The organism is Nostoc sp. TCL240-02, from assembly GCF_013343235.1.
In the GTDB taxonomy this organism is placed as follows: domain Bacteria; phylum Cyanobacteriota; class Cyanobacteriia; order Cyanobacteriales; family Nostocaceae; genus Nostoc.
The window spans coordinates 7,015,438-7,030,734 of record NZ_CP040094.1 but is presented as its reverse complement, the minus strand read 5'-3'; the positions used below and the strand labels follow the sequence as shown (position 1 = coordinate 7,030,734).

12 protein-coding genes and 5 pseudogenes are annotated in these 15,297 nt (G+C 42.4%); 11 read left to right on the top strand and 6 right to left on the bottom strand.

Annotated elements, in window-relative coordinates:
• Nucleotides 1-95: 95 nt before the first annotated feature.
• Nucleotides 96-1,526, bottom strand: coding sequence for a form I ribulose bisphosphate carboxylase large subunit (locus FBB35_RS30035; protein WP_174712668.1), 1,431 nt, complete (start codon nucleotides 1,524-1,526; stop codon nucleotides 96-98).
• Between the two features lie 851 nt (nucleotides 1,527-2,377).
• Between FBB35_RS30035 and FBB35_RS30030 the strand changes: the two genes are divergently transcribed.
• The 11 genes and pseudogenes from FBB35_RS30030 to FBB35_RS29980 all read left to right on the top strand — a co-directional run bounded on the left by FBB35_RS30030 (nucleotide 2,378) and on the right by FBB35_RS29980 (nucleotide 10,940).
• Nucleotides 2,378-3,490 (top strand): two-component regulator propeller domain-containing protein, encoded by a 1,113-nt coding sequence (locus FBB35_RS30030; RefSeq protein ID WP_174712667.1) that lies wholly within the window; start codon nucleotides 2,378-2,380, stop codon nucleotides 3,488-3,490.
• Nucleotides 3,491-3,602: 112 nt separating this feature from the next.
• Nucleotides 3,603-4,373, top strand: coding sequence for a 3-methyl-2-oxobutanoate hydroxymethyltransferase (panB, locus tag FBB35_RS30025; protein WP_174712666.1), 771 nt, complete (start codon nucleotides 3,603-3,605; stop codon nucleotides 4,371-4,373).
• Between the two features lie 131 nt (nucleotides 4,374-4,504).
• Nucleotides 4,505-4,988, top strand: a pseudogene (locus FBB35_RS30020) (Rpn family recombination-promoting nuclease/putative transposase); the annotation flags it as partial.
• Between the two features lie 93 nt (nucleotides 4,989-5,081).
• Nucleotides 5,082-5,754: pseudogene (locus FBB35_RS30015) on the top strand (IS5 family transposase); the annotation flags it as partial.
• A 72-nt stretch (nucleotides 5,755-5,826) separates the two neighbouring features.
• Nucleotides 5,827-6,893, top strand: a protein-coding gene (locus FBB35_RS30010) for an ISKra4 family transposase (protein ID WP_174708235.1) whose coding sequence is annotated in 2 segments (ribosomal slippage) — nucleotides 5,827-5,983 and nucleotides 5,983-6,893 — 1,068 coding nt in all. Because the reading frame shifts where the segments join, the coding sequence is not laid out codon by codon here.
• A gap of 45 nt (nucleotides 6,894-6,938) precedes the next feature.
• Nucleotides 6,939-7,052, top strand: a pseudogene (locus FBB35_RS30005) (transposase); the annotation flags it as partial.
• Between the two features lie 22 nt (nucleotides 7,053-7,074).
• A pseudogene (locus FBB35_RS30000) lies at nucleotides 7,075-7,425 on the top strand (Rpn family recombination-promoting nuclease/putative transposase); the annotation flags it as partial.
• Nucleotides 7,426-7,543: 118 nt separating this feature from the next.
• Nucleotides 7,544-8,239: a Uma2 family endonuclease gene (locus tag FBB35_RS29995; protein WP_174712665.1), complete on the top strand. Its 696-nt coding sequence runs from the start codon at nucleotides 7,544-7,546 to the stop codon at nucleotides 8,237-8,239.
• A gap of 110 nt (nucleotides 8,240-8,349) precedes the next feature.
• Nucleotides 8,350-9,666, top strand: a complete 1,317-nt coding sequence (gene trmFO / locus FBB35_RS29990; protein WP_174712664.1) for an FADH(2)-oxidizing methylenetetrahydrofolate--tRNA-(uracil(54)-C(5))-methyltransferase TrmFO — start codon at nucleotides 8,350-8,352, stop codon at nucleotides 9,664-9,666.
• A gap of 334 nt (nucleotides 9,667-10,000) precedes the next feature.
• Nucleotides 10,001-10,402 (top strand): fasciclin domain-containing protein, encoded by a 402-nt coding sequence (locus FBB35_RS29985; protein ID WP_094327870.1) that lies wholly within the window; start codon nucleotides 10,001-10,003, stop codon nucleotides 10,400-10,402.
• 202 nt (nucleotides 10,403-10,604) lie between these two features.
• Nucleotides 10,605-10,940 (top strand): hypothetical protein, encoded by a 336-nt coding sequence (locus FBB35_RS29980; protein ID WP_174712663.1) that lies wholly within the window; start codon nucleotides 10,605-10,607, stop codon nucleotides 10,938-10,940.
• Here the strand turns inward: FBB35_RS29980 and FBB35_RS29975 are convergent.
• The 5 genes and pseudogenes from FBB35_RS29975 to FBB35_RS29955 form a co-directional block, all read right to left on the bottom strand.
• A pseudogene (locus FBB35_RS29975) lies at nucleotides 10,918-11,487 on the bottom strand (GNAT family N-acetyltransferase). The gene FBB35_RS29980 and the pseudogene FBB35_RS29975 overlap by 23 nt on opposite strands.
• Entirely contained in the window at nucleotides 11,484-12,839 is a 1,356-nt protein-coding gene (gene murF, locus FBB35_RS29970) for a UDP-N-acetylmuramoyl-tripeptide--D-alanyl-D-alanine ligase (RefSeq protein WP_174712662.1), read from the bottom strand. The pseudogene FBB35_RS29975 and the gene murF overlap by 4 nt, the downstream one beginning before the upstream one ends.
• A 210-nt stretch (nucleotides 12,840-13,049) precedes the next feature.
• Complete coding sequence (locus FBB35_RS29965) at nucleotides 13,050-13,496, bottom strand: tellurite resistance TerB family protein (RefSeq protein ID WP_174713825.1); 447 nt, start codon at nucleotides 13,494-13,496, stop codon at nucleotides 13,050-13,052.
• A 179-nt stretch (nucleotides 13,497-13,675) separates the two neighbouring features.
• Nucleotides 13,676-13,813 (bottom strand): hypothetical protein, encoded by a 138-nt coding sequence (locus FBB35_RS29960; RefSeq protein WP_041566338.1) that lies wholly within the window; start codon nucleotides 13,811-13,813, stop codon nucleotides 13,676-13,678.
• A gap of 456 nt (nucleotides 13,814-14,269) precedes the next feature.
• A complete protein-coding gene (locus tag FBB35_RS29955) occupies nucleotides 14,270-15,190 on the bottom strand; it encodes a histone deacetylase (protein WP_174712661.1) in 921 nt (306 codons plus the stop codon).
• Nucleotides 15,191-15,297 lie beyond the last annotated feature (107 nt).

The following is a 15,297-nucleotide window of genomic DNA, read 5'->3' as shown; positions in this document are numbered from 1 at the left end:
ACCCCAGCCCTGAAGAGTTATGAGTTATGAGCTATGAGTTATGAATTAATGCAAATCCTAACTCTTAACTCTTAACTCTTAACTGTTAACTCAGATCAGACGGTATCCATTGCTTCAAACTCGAACTTGATTTCTTTCCACAGTTCGCAAGCAACAGCCAGTTCAGGAGACCACTTGGCTGCTTCGCGGATGATATCGTTACCTTCACGAGCCAAGTTGCGGCCTTCGTTACGGGCTTGAACAACGGCTTCCAAGGCGACGCGGTTAGCGGTTGCACCAGGAGCGTTACCCCAAGGGTGACCCAGTGTACCACCACCGAATTGTAGTACGGAGTCATCACCAAAGATTTCTACCAGTGCGGGCATGTGCCATACGTGGATACCACCAGAAGCAACTGCCATTACACCAGGTAGAGAAGCCCAGTCTTGGGTAAAGTAAATACCACGAGACTTGTCTTGCTCAACATAGTTTTCACGCAACAGGTCAACGAAGCCCATTGTGATGCCACGCTCACCTTCCAACTTACCAACTACAGTACCGGTGTGGATGTGATCGCCACCAGACAAACGTAGGGCTTTAGCCAATACACGGAAGTGGATACCGTGGTTCTTTTGACGGTCAATTACGGCGTGCATAGCACGGTGAATGTGTAGCAAGATACCGTTGTCACGGCACCAACGAGCCAATGTGGTGTTGGCGGTGAAACCTGCGGTGAGGTAGTCATGCATGATGATGGGCATTTTGAGTTCTTTTGCGTACTCAGCCCGCTTCAGCATTTCTTCACAGGTAGGAGCGGTAACGTTTAGGTAGTGACCTTTGATTTCACCTGTTTCTGCTTGGGATTTGTTGATAGCTTCAGCTACGAACAAGAAGCGATCGCGCCATCTTTGGAATGGTGCGGAGTTGATGTTTTCGTCGTCTTTGGTGAAGTCCAAACCACCGCGTAAGCACTCGTATACAGCGCGTCCGTAGTTCTTAGCGGAAAGACCCAATTTGGGCTTAATGGTACAACCCAGTAAAGGACGACCGTATTTGTTTAACTTGTCACGCTCAACTTGGATACCGTGAGGAGGCCCTTGGAAGGTCTTGATGTAAGCTACTGGAAAGCGGATATCTTCTAGACGTAGTGCCCGCAAAGCTTTGAAACCAAATACGTTACCTACAATTGAGGTCAATACGTTGGTTACAGAACCTTCTTCAAACAAGTCCAAAGGATAGGCAACGTAACAAATGTACTGGTTGTCTTCGCCGGGAACTGGTTCGATGTCATAGCAACGACCTTTGTAGCGATCGAGGTCGGTGAGCAAGTCTGTCCACACAGTTGTCCAAGTACCTGTGGAAGACTCAGCCGCTACAGCCGCACCTGCTTCTTCGGGAGGAACACCAGGCTGGGGTGTCATGCGGAACGCAGCTAGAAGATCGGTATCTTTTGGTGTGTAATCGGGTGTGTAATAAGTTAATCTGTAATCTTTAACCCCGGCTTGATACCCAGATTTGCTCTGAGTCTTCGTTTGAGCGTAAGACATATTTTATCCTTCCCTGAAATCACTCTTGTTAATTATCAAATCACGTTTTGTGCAACTTCCCCTCATTCAATTTTTCCCCCCTTCATCGGGGAGAAGATTGGGAAAAATTTTTGTTAGGGGTTGTTTTTTTGCAAAGAGTATCAGTTTTTTTTGCGGCGGACACTTTGGTAGCGGTGGTAGCCCTCCTCACCAGTGTTATCCCCTTCTAGGGGTACACGACCTAGCGCTTCTACTGTTGCCTCTTTCTACAAATCAAAATTCTTTTTTACCTCTTTTTCGCACCCAACTAAACCTTCTCAATTTCACCAAAAATTCCGCTTTTTGCGGCTTGATTTAGATAATTCCCCTACAATTCGGGGTATTCAGGGGATTGGGCTGGCTGGCACACATTCCCGCCTTTACACTCCCTATATCTTCTCCGTTGCTGGAAAAGATACCACCAAAGAATTTACTTGACATAGATTTAGCAGAGTGGTGAGCTAAAGATAAAAAATCACACACCACGTAATTTGTAACTTATTTCACAATATATCAAGAATTCGATAAGTTATTCTTTCAAAGTTTTGAACTTATATATTTAGTTTTGTTATTAAATAAAGATTTAACATTTTATTACAAATGCTTTACAAGGTGTTATCAATAACTGTAGAGAAGCTTTTCGGGAAACACGATTAATCGCGTCTGTACAAGAGTTAGGAGTGAGGATTGATAAGAATTCTTTCCCCCATCCCCAATCCCTAATTCTCAATTCCCAATCCCCAATCCCCATAAAATTTGAGAAAAATTGCAGATGACGTTTAAAAAATCTCAGCTAGGGGAACACTGAAATTAACCCAAAGCCAGGTTAGGTAATGGCTAGGGGTAATGTCTCCAAAGGAAATGTCACCGTGGTATTGTTTTGCAAGCGTACTAGTTTATTGATTACTTCTATGTTGCTGGGGTTGATAGCTGTGCCAAGTATGGGATGGGCACAAAAAACTCCTGACATTAAACCATCTGATTTAACCCCCGCTTACCCAGCTTCTGCACCGCCACCGCGAGTAGAATCCTTGCCCGATGAGCGCGGAGTGCAAGAAAATTCGCCAGAAACTGATTATCGTGTCGGTAACTTACTAGCAGATGTTACAGGTAATCTTTGGGTAGGTTCTTGGCGGGGATTATCGCGGATTGATCCTAAAACTGGCAAGATTATTTCTCGTGTTAGCTTACCGAATGTTGCCATTGGTGCTTTAGCCCAAGACAAAGTAGGACGTGTGTGGGTAGGAAGTTATGGCGGACTAGTTCGAGTAGACCCTCGCACGAATGAAATCACCGCACAGAATTTATTTTTGCCTTCTAAACGGGTTTTGTCACTGTTACTTGACAAACGGGGTTATTTGTGGACTGGAACTGATAGCGGTTTAGCCCTAATTAGTCCTGACCAAGGCTTAATTATGACAACAGTAAAAAATCTGCCTGGTGTCAGCGCCAATACCCTAACTTTAGATGCTGAAGGTCAATTGTGGGTTGGTACTCTTGATGGATTGGTGCGGGTAAATACCGCTAGTGCTGCGATTATGAAGCGGATTGCCGATTTACCAGGGACGACTGTTCAAGCTTTAGCTATCAGTCCAGAAGGCTTAATTTGGGCGGGAATGCCGAATAATTTACTAGTCATTGACCCAAAAACTGGTGCAGTGTTAAGGTCTGTGACTCGCCTGCGTGGGCGTGATGTGACGGCGGTACGTTTTGCTAAAGATGGTAGTGTCTGGGTTGGAACTAGCAATGGTTTGTTACGATTAAATCCAAATACAGGCGCTGTGTTAGATGCAGAAGTCGCTGGACTTCCTTCTAGTCGGGTTCTTGCCCTTTTACCTGACATCAGCAATAAACTATGGATTGGCACTAGTGAAGGTCTAGCTTGGTTAATGCCCAAAGCGGACAGTGCAAAAACCCATATTGCTTTCAGTCGCGCTGTTAAGTAGGGATTAGGGGACAGGTTACAGGGTACAGGGGACTGAATTCTTTCTAATAGCCCACATCACCTATCACTTATTCCCTATAACCTATCCCCTATCACCTATCCCCTAATTAAAAATGGCAATCACTACCCAGCAATTAATTCAATGGAAACAACAGGGACGTTCAATTGTGGCATTGACGGCCTGGGATTATGCGATCGCTCAACTCATCGATGCAGCTGGTGTAGACTTAATCCTCGTGGGTGATTCTATGGCAGTAGTTCTAGGGTATGAAACAACACTGCCGATAACTTTGGATGAGATGATATACCACGCCAAATCTGTGCGTCGAGGGGTTAAACGTGCATTAGTGGTGGTAGATTTACCATTCTTGACGTATCAAGAAAGTCTCCAGCAAGCAATGCATTCAGCTGGGCGGATACTGAAGGAAACGGGCGCTCAAGCGGTAAAATTGGAAGGTGGTTATCCAGCAATCGCAGAAACGATTGCCCGTTTGGTAGAAGCTGGAATTCCGGTAATGGGTCATGTAGGTTTGACACCGCAATCTGTACATCAACTGGGTTTAAGACAACAAGGGAAAACTCAAGAAGCGAGTGAGAGAATTTTACTTGAAGCGATCGCTCTTGAACAAGCAGGTGTATTTTCTCTAGTTTTAGAGCATATCCCCGCAGATTTGGCAATGCAGATTACACAAAAACTTACGATTCCGACAATTGGTATCGGTGCAGGAACTCACTGCGATGGACAGGTTTTAGTTACCTCAGATGTAATTGGACTTGCCGAAAAGCATCCACCATTCGCCAAAGTTTACACCAACTTGCGGGAGACGATTACCAAAGCTGTGCAAGATTATGCTGTAGAAGTGCGCGATCGCAAATTTCCATAAACATGGATTTTACGATCAAAAAATACAATAAAGCTGCCAAATAGCTAGTTTTCATCTGTGATAATTTCTGTAATCAGAGAGCAGCACATTATAAAATTGCTGAAGTTAAAAACTGTGCTACAACATCCAGAGTGAAAACTGACACTATATTTTATCGCCTATTTCAATCAAGAATTTCCCAGTATCTTCTTTGAACTAATTGGCAATTCTCCTGAGACTGCAAATACCTATCAATTCTCTTCAGTTGAAATCAAGCAAACTGCCTTTAGAATAGATGGTGTATTTCTTCCCACTCAAGACGAAGCAAATCCAATTTATTTCGTTGAAGTTCAATTTCAACCAGATTCAGATATTTATTTGCGCCTAGTTTCGGAAGCATTTCTCTATTTGCGGCAAAAGAAATCTAAAAATTCTTGGCGAGGAGTGGTGATTTATCCCAGAAGGAGTATAGATACTGGTGAACGACAAGATTGCCACGAATTCTTCAACAGCAATCGTATTAGTATAATTTACTTGGATGAATTAGGCGAAGCTGCATCACTACCAATAGGTATTGCTACCCTAAAATTAGTAATTGAAAATGAAGATACAACTATTACTACCGCAAGAGAACTAAGAGGCTATTTATAAAGTAAATCTAAAGGGGACTAATCAAATGAAATGATAACGATAAGATACTTTTGAGACAGTGCATTTACGTAGCGTTCAATGACTCGAAAGGTTTATTCTACCGACCTGAGTGACTCAGAATGGGCTATTCTAGCTCCCTTAATCCCACCAGCTAAATCTGGGGGACATCCAAGGACTACTGATATGAGAGAAGTATGCAACGCAATATACTATCAGTTGAAAACGGGATGTCAATGGGACATGCTACCAGGAGACTTTCCACCAAGTTCAACGGTTTACAGCTATTATCGCAAATGGCAAAAATACGGTATTTGGGAAGAATTAAACCATACACTACGTGACAAACTAAGGGAGAAACTAGGTAGGTCAACACAACCAACAGCGATCGCGGCAGATAGTCAGTCGGTAAAAACGACTGAAAAAAGGGGGATGTGTACGGCTTTGATGGTGGAAAGCGCGAGTTTTGGGAAGAAAACGGCAAACAATAGTTGATAGCCTAGGACTATTGCTCAAAGTGGTTGTGAGTGAGGGTAATGCTGGTGAGAGAGTGCTTGCAGCGTATGCTTTGATGGAACTGCTGGAGGAGCGACCAGAGTTATTAGAAAAAGTTGAAGTCATCTGGGTTGACTCAGGCTATGACGGTGATAAGTTTGCGCTGGCTGTTTGGTTGATGATTCAAGCTCATGTTGAAGTCATGCGCCGTACTAATAAAGAGTTTGAAGTTTTACCCAAGCGTTGGGTAGTAGAAAGGGGAGCATCCCAGTTTTTTGCAAAGAAGACGAAAATCAGTCAGGATAGGTAAGACGAGTGTATTTACTTACCGATGACCCCAGAACAAAAGCAAGCTCTTCAAAAACATATTCAGGCGATTGCTAAAATATTGTATGAAGATACGTCAAAAGAAAAGCTCACAAATCTTGCAGCAATTGAAGAAGCAGTGCGGAGTCAAATGCAGAAGCATGTTATGCCAGAAGTAGGGGTTTTTTTATCGAAACGATTACAGGGACAACCGCAGGATACCAACGACGGCTCAAAAGCATTCTTGGAGAGTTAGCAATAACGAGCAAACAAGCCATTGAATTAGAAGTCGCACCAAGTACTCAACTGAGTCCATATCTAGAAACTTGTTGTTTGAGGGTAAGTGCGAATGTCAGCTATGAAGATGCGGCATCAGACATCAAGTATTTTACGGGCATAGAGGTTTCTCACAGCAGTCAACAGAGATTAGTGCATCGCCAGAATTTTGAGTTGCCAACACCAGAACAGACAATTGAAGAATTAAGCGTCGATGGTGGAAACATCCGTGTCCGAACTCCTAAAGGTCAAATATGTGCATGGCTTGGCTATAAAGCAATTAGCTTACATCATCTCGGAATCTTGGGAACTTCATTTCAGAATAATCAGATTGTGATTGATTGGGTTAATGACCAACCACTGGCTAGCCCACTCACTTGTATTGGTGATGGACATGACGGCATTTGGAATATAATTGACCAATTAGCACCTGATGCACAACGTCGAGAAATACTTGATTGGTTCCATTTAATAGAAAACCTCCACAAAGTTGGGGGTTCACAAAAACGCTTGAAACAAGCACAAAATCTACTATGGAAAGGCCAAGTTGAGGCTACTATTGCCTTATTTACAGATTGTAAAGGCAAACAAGTACAAAACTTTTGCCGTTATCTTGATAAGCATCGCAATCGCATTATCAACTACGAATATTATCAAGCTGAAGAAATTTGTTCAATTGGTTCAGGTTCAGTTGAATCTGCCGTTAAACAGGTTGACCGTCGAACAAAAATTTCCGGGGCACAATGGAAACGAGAAAATGTGCCTCAAGTCCTAGCCCATCGCTGTGCTTACCTCAATGGATTATTGTCAGTTTGAGCCACTTTAAAAAGTGAGATGCTCCCGTAGAAAGAACATGATTGCTGGTTTAACCAATACCATCGTTTGAGTAAAGATTATGAACGTCTGACTGAAATGAGTGAAGCTGCCATATATGCCGTTATGACTCGAATTATGCTACGTCGTCTAGCCATTTAAAGATTTACTTTATAAATGGTCTCTAATTAACCGTACTAAGCAAGCGGTAAATTTGCAACTACCACAAAAACAATTACTAGAATTAATAGAGACAATCTTAGTTTATAAATTGCCTAACATAAGTCGAGAGGAGATAGAGGCGATGTTTGGGTTAAGTGAATTGAAGCAAACACGGGTTTATCAAGAAGCTAAACAAGAAGGCAAAGAAGAAGGTAAACAAGAAGGTAAACAAGAAGGTCGTTTTGAGGCAAAATTAGAAGCTGTACCTAAACTGCTAGCACTAGGTTTAAGTGTGGAACAGATATCACAGGCGTTAGATTTGGATGTTGCACAAGTCCAGCAAGCAGTACAGCAAATACCTCTCAATGAATAAGTTCAGACAAGCTATGTCTGACTACAAGCCGCTTCTCTACGAGACGCTGTGCGAATGCATCTACGTATCTTCTTAACTAAAAATATCAGCTAGAAACCCCATACTTGGAGGTGCAGCAATGGTACAACAAGTCACATCAGAAACCCCAATCGAAGTTATCTACCCAGAAAGTGACGGGCAACCAATGGCGGATAATACAGAACAATTTGCATGGATTGTCAAAATTAAAGAAAATTTAGAAATCTTATTTGCATCCTCGGCTGATGTATTTATTGCCGGAGATTTGTTTTGGTATCCAGTTAAAGGAAGCCCTAATATTAAACAAGCACCTGATACACTGGTAGTCTTTGGTAGACCAAAAGGAAAACGGGGTTCCTATTTACAGTGGGATGAAGATAATATACCCCCGCAGGTAGTATTTGAAATTCTCTCGCCAGGTAACACCCTCAAAGAAATGACCAAAAAATTGCAGTTTTACCAGCGTTACGGTGTGGAAGAATATTATATTTACGATCCTGATAAGAATGATTTAAATGGATTACTTCGTTCTGGGGATAGTTTTGAAGTCATTGAAGAAATGAATGGCTGGGTAAGTCCGCGTTTGGAAATCCGTTTTCAGCTAACATCGGATCCGCTGGAAATTTTTTCCCCTTCTGGACAAAAGTTTTTGAGTCCTGTAGAAATTGACCAGTTGCGGGAACAAGAACGTCAAGCAAAGGAAGCGGCTTTAGAAGAATTAGAAAAAGAGCGCGATCGCTATCAAGAATTGCTAGCTAAACTCAAAGAAAAGGGAATTGATACAGATAATTTGTAATTGTTATACTGTTGTATTTACAGAAGTAGTTATGAATTAAGTGTTTTTATTTAATTTTACTTCTGTGATGCTGACAAATACTTATAATATTAGGAACTAAAAATTTAACTATGGAACAACAACCGATACAAGTAATTGGAGGTGGACTAGCTGGAACTGAAGCTGCTTGGCAAATAGCCCAAGCTGGCGTATCGGTAATTCTCCATGAGATGCGTCCAAAACGCTTCAGCCCTGCTCATCATACAGAACATTTGGCAGAATTAGTCTGTAGTAATTCCTTTGGGGCAATGGCAAGCGATCGCGCGGCGGGATTATTGCACGAAGAATTACGTCAACTAGGTTCTATCGTCATTTCCAAAGCTGATGAACACGCCGTACCTGCTGGTGGGGCGCTAGCCGTCGATAGGGGACAATTTGGCCAAGACTTGACTCAAGCTTTAGCCAGCCATCCTTTAATTGAATTTCGCCGGGGTGAAGTATCTGCCATTCCCGAAGGAATTGTAGTTTTGGCAACCGGGCCTTTAACGAGTCCCGATTTAGCCGAAGATTTGCAACGCTTTACGGGGATGGAATACCTCAGCTTTTTCGATGCCGCTAGTCCGATTATTGTCGGAGAATCGATTAACCGTGACGTTGCTTTTATGGCCTCACGTTATGACAAAGGTGAAGCCGCCTATCTCAACTGCCCAATGAATAAAGAGCAGTATTTGCACTTTAGAGAAGAACTTTGCAAAGCGGAACAAACAGAACTTAAGGGTTTTGAACGCGAGACGGCAAAATTTTTTGAAGCGTGTTTACCCATAGAAGAACTCGCACAGCGTGGGGAAGATACCATGCGCTACGGCCCCTTAAAGCCAGTAGGATTGTCAGATACTCGCACCGGAGAACGTCCTTATGCTGTGGTGCAGTTGCGACAAGAAGATAAAGCCGGTCAACTGTGGAATATGGTAGGATTTCAAACTAATCTGCGTTGGGGTGAGCAAAAACGCATATTTCAGCTAATTCCCAGTTTGGAAAAGGCGGAGTTTGTGCGGTTAGGAGTGATGCACCGCAACACTTTTATTAATGCCCCTCAGTTAATGCATCCTACTCTGCAATTTAAAGAACGTCCGACATTGTTAGCTGCTGGACAATTGATTGGTACTGAAGGCTACACTGCTGCGGCTGCGGGTGGGTGCTTGGCGGGAATTAATGCAGCAAGATTAGCTTTGGGTAAAGAACTTTTAGTTTTGCCACCAACAACAATGATGGGTGCGTTACTGGAATTTATTAGTTCCGCTTCGCCGAAGCATTTCCAACCAATGCCGCCCAATTTTGGGATTTTTCCTGATTTAGGAATGAAAATCAAAAGTAAACCGGAGCGTTATGGACGTTACCGCGATCGCTCTTTAACCGATCTAGCAAACTGGAAAGCTAATCAGAATTAATGGGCATTGGGAATTGGGAATTGGGAATTGGGCATTGGGAATTGGGAATTGGGCATTGGGCATTGGGCATTGGGCATTGGGCATTGGGCATGAAGAAGAGACAAGGTAGACAAGGAAGAGGGGGAGACAAGGGAGAGACTTATTCAATAATTCCCCCTTGTCCCCCTTGTCCTCCTTGTCCCCGCCTGCCTCCCCGGTCCCCTGCCTCCCCTATCCCCTGCCCCCTGCCCCCTGCCCCCTGCTCCCCTGCCTCTTATCCCCACTCCCTATTTAATAAAACTTCAAATAGGTTTATTATCCTTTAAAATATTTTGCAGAAATTTAGGTAACATATATGGCTGATATTGTTGATATTGCAGTTACGGCTGAGTCTTTCAAAACACTAGTAGCGGCTGTACAAGCTGCTGGTTTAGTAGAAACATTGAAAAGTCCTGGCCCGTTCACTGTGTTTGCACCCAATGACGATGCTTTTGCCAAATTACCAGCCGGAACTATCCAAACTCTGTTGCAGAATATTCCCCAGCTAACGCGGATTTTAAAGTATCATGTCGTTCCCGGAAAGCTGCTAAAGGCTGATTTGGCAGAACTCGGCACGGTTAATTCTGTGGAAGGTTCACCTATTAAAATTCATTCTTCAGATGGTTTTGAAGTTAAAAATGCCACAGTTTTAGCAGCAGATATCGAAGCTGATAATGGCGTGGTACACGTTATCGATACCGTGATTTTACCGGGTTAATTCAGCTAGGGTGGAAAACATCCACCCTACTTATCCAAAATCTTTACAATTAACTAACTATTGAGTAGTATCAAAACGCAACTCAATATTTTAATTTATGTTATGTTTGCAATGTGATTACTCACTCACCTGTTAATGTAAATTTAGTTATTTTAAAATAAATTAAGTTCTTAAAAAGCTAACATCTATCCCAACAACATTAATGCTCGATTTTAACACCTTAGTAGAGTTCTCTCGTGGTAACTGCATAAGTATTTGTGCGTTTCTCGTTCCAGCAAACTTGCTTGTCACAATTTTAACAATGGCTCTGGTAGCCTTACGTCGCCCATCACATCAAGTGTGGCAATCTGCTGGAATTGCTAGCTTTTTCGCTTCTGTAATGATCCTGCACGTATATACTTGGTTCATGATTGGCGTGGTGATGGCTCCTACTTATATCTTGTTGTGGCTAGCAATCACGTGTTTGGTGACTAATTTGGGAGCAATTCTTTATCAAAGACGTTACAGTAGCAGCCCTAGCCTTTCCAACAACGTCTGAAATCTAGACTTCTCCATTCATGCTCAAGGATGGCATATAGCCAAGAGTCTCGCCATTCTCCCTTAATCCAATGGTGTTCTCGCAAATATCCTTCTTGCTGCATTCCAATTTTTTGCATAACTCGTTCTGAATCAATGTTTTCTGGATGACAAGTCGCAAATATGCGATGTAAGCCTAACTCCTGAAAACCAAATGACACAACTGCTTTTACAGCTTCTATTGCATATCCTTGTCCCCAAAATTTCTTAGTAAAACATTATCCAATAGAGCCTGTTTTATTATCAATATCCTTAACGGATATGCGACAGATACCAATTAATTGCTGTTGGGTTTTTAAAGTCACTGCTAAGGCAAAATGTTGACGGGGTTCTTCTCCTTGTAATGAAATCTCTCTTTGCAAAAAGTTTTTGGTATCTTCTTCGCTATTAGGGCCAAAAGTCAAATAACGCACAACTTCGCGATCGCTAGCGTATTGATGAACCGCTAGCCAATCCGATTCTACAAGGTCTCGTAGTTTGAGACGTTGGGTTTCTAGCGGTAGATTCATTGAGTAAATTCTGCACGTAACTGATTGACAACCCGATCTAATCCCACAGAATGAGCGGCTTTGAACAATAAACGATCGCCTGTTTGCACAAATGTCTTCAACCTAGCCACCAAATCGGCATGAGTTGCAAAACACTCCGATGGGATACCTTCGGCACTTTGAGCCATCGCTTCGGCATCTTCTCCATCTACCAAAACCAACAAACCGTCTAAATTCAACTTTCGCACTGTTTCTCCCACTCGCTGGTGCAACTGCTGCGATCGCTCTCCTAATTCTTTCATTGCACCCAATACGGCAATCTTCCGCTTTCCGGGTGTGTCTGCTAATAACTGCAACGATGCAATCATCGCTTCTGGTGCAGCATTATAAGTTTCATCTAAGATTATCACATCATTGGGTAAGGTAAATCGCTGCGATCGTCCTGTGGGCATATCTACTTCTACACCTGCTTTAAGGGTTGCCCAATCAATCCCCAACACTTTTGCCACCGCTAAAGCTGCTAAAAAATTAATCGCATTGTGACGGCCGGGTAGCGGTAGAGGTAGTTGGATTCCGGCAACTTCCACAGTCTCGTTATCAATTAACTCCCCTTGAATATCCCCACCAGAAAAGCCGTAGGTTAAAACTTCTCCGTGCCAAAATTTTGCCGCCGTGGCCATTAATAAAAGATTATCGTGATTGAGAATTGCCACACTATCAGCAGCCATTTCAACTAACAACTCACATTTTGCCTCAGCGATCGCTTCTTCGGAACCCAGTAACTCAATATGTGCCGTCCCTACATTGGTAATTACTCCAATTGTTGGACGCGCTATTTGTGTAAGTTCGGCAATTTGTCCCCTACCCCGCATCGCCATTTCAATCACAGCGTAGTCATTTTCTGCGCCAAGTTCTAGGAGAGTTTTCGGAACACCAATTTCGTTGTTGTAATTTCCATAAGTTTTGTGAACTCGTCCCTTTGTTCCTAAAACTGCGGCGATCAATTCTTTGGTTGTAGTTTTACCCACGGAACCAGTTACACCAATTACAGGAATATTAAAGCGATCGCGCCACCATCTGCCAATTTGTTGATATGCCTTGAGGGTGTCTTTTACCTGCAATACTGGTAAACCGGGATTTTCGTATTCAAAATCTACAATTGCAGCTATTGCACCCTTTGCGATCGCAGTTGGCACAAATTTATGTCCATCAAATTTATCGCCTCGCAAAGCGACAAATACTTCACCTAGCTTCAAGGTACGGCTATCTGTTTGTATACCGCAACTTACTTGTGTTAAAGCAGTTTCAGATAAGTTTATCGGACTGGCCAAAAGAACTTCAACCAGTTGGGATAGGGTGGCAGAACAACGCATAAATAATTTACAATTTAAAGTTCAAAATTATAAAATCGAATTATGACACAATACTGCATTGAACAACAATATTTGGGACTTCTCGAAAAAGTCCCAAATTTAAGTCTATTCACAATAACACCAAAAATAGTGCCAAAGAAGCTTAAGTCCTTTGGCACGCCTTTTTTAGAAGCTATTTATATAGTTTAATTAAGCAGATGCTTTATTTTCCTATCCCCGGTTTTTAATTAAGATTACTTGCATGATTTGTAGTGCTATCTCACGAGAAACGCCTAAAGCTTGATATAGATCGTTTAAGAAGCTTTTTTCTTCTTCAGCTACAACACCTTCAGCTAAGACGAAATCAGTGGCTACTGCAAACGCTGATTCCCGCAAGTCTTGAGATAGAGAATCCTTTGCTGCATCAAATAAAGCGTTAAAACCATCGCCCTTGAGAATACCCAAGATTTGGTCAAACAGCCTATTCATCATCTCATGAGGATAACCTGTAAAAAGTTTCATCCGAGACAGCACAAAAGTGATAGAATTTGCTTGCTCAACAGAAAGATAACCGTCTGAAGCTGTTGCCGCCAAGACAATAACAGCAAAAGCTTCCGCTGAATTGAGTGCTGCTTGGGTTTGGTTTTCTGTACCCAACACAGTGTCGAATAGACTCATCTGTAGTAACTCCTTGGCTAGAGTCTCAATAGCGCTACAGTTACCTGTATGTTTGGTAGATTTACAGGTAAGACTGTAACGCTGTGAGACTTTCATGCTTTAGTATTCCCAAGATTTATCCACGGCGAACACTTGCACCCAATGGTTTTTGGCAAGAACTACAATTGCCATTTGTAAACTTAGCGTTCTCCTGCCTTTTCTATTGTTTCAATTACCGCTAAACCTATACCAGAAGCTGCTATTAACAGTACTGCTGATATCAAATAGGCATTAGTTAACATCCGTAGGGCTTCACCGAAAAAAATATAGGTGGTCATTGCTTCACCTTTTGAAATTTGTGCTGCTAGTACTTTTTATTTCTCCACACCCTGATAGGTGAATTTCGCTGAGAAACTGCTAGCAATTGCATCTTAACAAAACTTTAGCTCTTTCAGAACCCCATTCAAAATTTTTATTTCTGAAGATTTGATGAACTTGAGAAAAAAGTGCATTAAGTATGGGGCGTGAAGAAGAAACAAGGAAGAAAAGGGCTTACAAGGGTAGATATTTTGTATTTGGTCATTTTTTAACTATTTCAACCGATGTTTAAATCCTGAAACGACCAAACTACGTTAAACACTTGAGAATTTTCTCAACTATTTTCGATATGCTAAAGAACTTATCCTTGAAAGGAAGAAAGGGGGAGAGACTTGTCCCCAACTCTTCAGTTCAATAAACCTTGTCCTGCTTGATTTTTGTGAACTTTTGTTCGGTAATGAGGGGAACAAGGAAAGTTAAAGTAGACAGGGTTCAATTGTCGCTACAACTGATTGAGAAAGAGTATCAAAATCGTAACCACCTTCTAAGCCAAACAGAATTTTACGAGTTAACCCTAGACAATAATTAGTGAATAAAGCATAGTCTTCTGGCTGCAAATTGATACTTGCTAGAGGATCTGCGGCATTGCCATCATAACCAGCACTTACAATCAGCAAATCCGCTTGAAAGTTGGCTAAAAACGGTATGACTTGTCTTTCAAATAGTGGCTGATATACTGCAATATCACTACCAGGAGGTACTGGTAAATTTAATACATTATTATGAAAGCCGCGTTCTGTGGCTCTCCCAGTACCGGGATAACATGGATATTGATGTAGGGAACAGTAGGCGATACGTGCTTCACTTTCGACGATCGCCTGAGTACCATTACCGTGATGCACATCCCAATCGAGAATGGCGACGCGGTTAATTCCGGGTTGTTCGAGGGCAAAGAAAGCGGCGATCGCAGCATTAGAAAATAGGCAAAAGCCCATCCCAGCATCACTTTCTGCATGATGTCCTGGGGGACGTGCCAATACAAAAGCTGGATTAGCCGACTTTAACACAGCCTCAACCCCATCTAGCCATGCACTGACTGCCAACAATGCCACATCATAACTGCGTGGGGAAACTGGCGTATCTCCATCCAAAGGGCCGCCGCCACTAGAAGCAATTTGCCAAAGTTTTTTGATGTAAGCTGGGCTATGAGCCTTAACCAACATAGACATCAGTGATGGCTGTTCTGATACTGGTGTGGGCGATCGCCAGTCAATTTTATCTGCGAATGTAGCTGCTTTTAGGGCATTTGCGATCGCACTTAAACGTTCTGGTTTTTCGGGATGATATTTTCCAGTCTTGTGATCTAAAAATTCGTCGGAATAGATGACTGGCAGCATAGGACGAAAAAGGTCGGCAGCAGGACAATAAACAATTCGTAATTCGTAATTATGTTTTGTGACTGAATTTTAACCCTGACACAAAACACGCTGTTTATAGAAACGCG

Excerpts from the sequence above, each read along its gene's own strand:
- trmFO (WP_174712664.1), top strand. The coding sequence starts at position 8,350 with ATGGAACAACAACCGATACAAGTAATTGGAGGTGGACTAGCTGGAACT.
- FBB35_RS29965 (WP_174713825.1), bottom strand. The coding sequence starts at position 13,496 with ATGAGTCTATTCGACACTGTGTTGGGTACAGAAAACCAAACCCAAGCA.
- FBB35_RS29955 (WP_174712661.1), bottom strand. The coding sequence starts at position 15,190 with ATGCTGCCAGTCATCTATTCCGACGAATTTTTAGATCACAAGACTGGA.
- FBB35_RS30035 (WP_174712668.1), bottom strand. The coding sequence starts at position 1,526 with ATGTCTTACGCTCAAACGAAGACTCAGAGCAAATCTGGGTATCAAGCC.
- FBB35_RS29995 (WP_174712665.1), top strand. The coding sequence starts at position 7,544 with ATGGTACAACAAGTCACATCAGAAACCCCAATCGAAGTTATCTACCCA.
- murF (WP_174712662.1), bottom strand. The coding sequence starts at position 12,839 with ATGCGTTGTTCTGCCACCCTATCCCAACTGGTTGAAGTTCTTTTGGCC.
- FBB35_RS30030 (WP_174712667.1), top strand. The coding sequence starts at position 2,378 with ATGGCTAGGGGTAATGTCTCCAAAGGAAATGTCACCGTGGTATTGTTT.
- FBB35_RS29960 (WP_041566338.1), bottom strand. The coding sequence starts at position 13,813 with ATGACCACCTATATTTTTTTCGGTGAAGCCCTACGGATGTTAACTAAT.
- FBB35_RS29980 (WP_174712663.1), top strand. The coding sequence starts at position 10,605 with ATGCTCGATTTTAACACCTTAGTAGAGTTCTCTCGTGGTAACTGCATA.
- FBB35_RS29985 (WP_094327870.1), top strand. The coding sequence starts at position 10,001 with ATGGCTGATATTGTTGATATTGCAGTTACGGCTGAGTCTTTCAAAACA.
- panB (WP_174712666.1), top strand. The coding sequence starts at position 3,603 with ATGGCAATCACTACCCAGCAATTAATTCAATGGAAACAACAGGGACGT.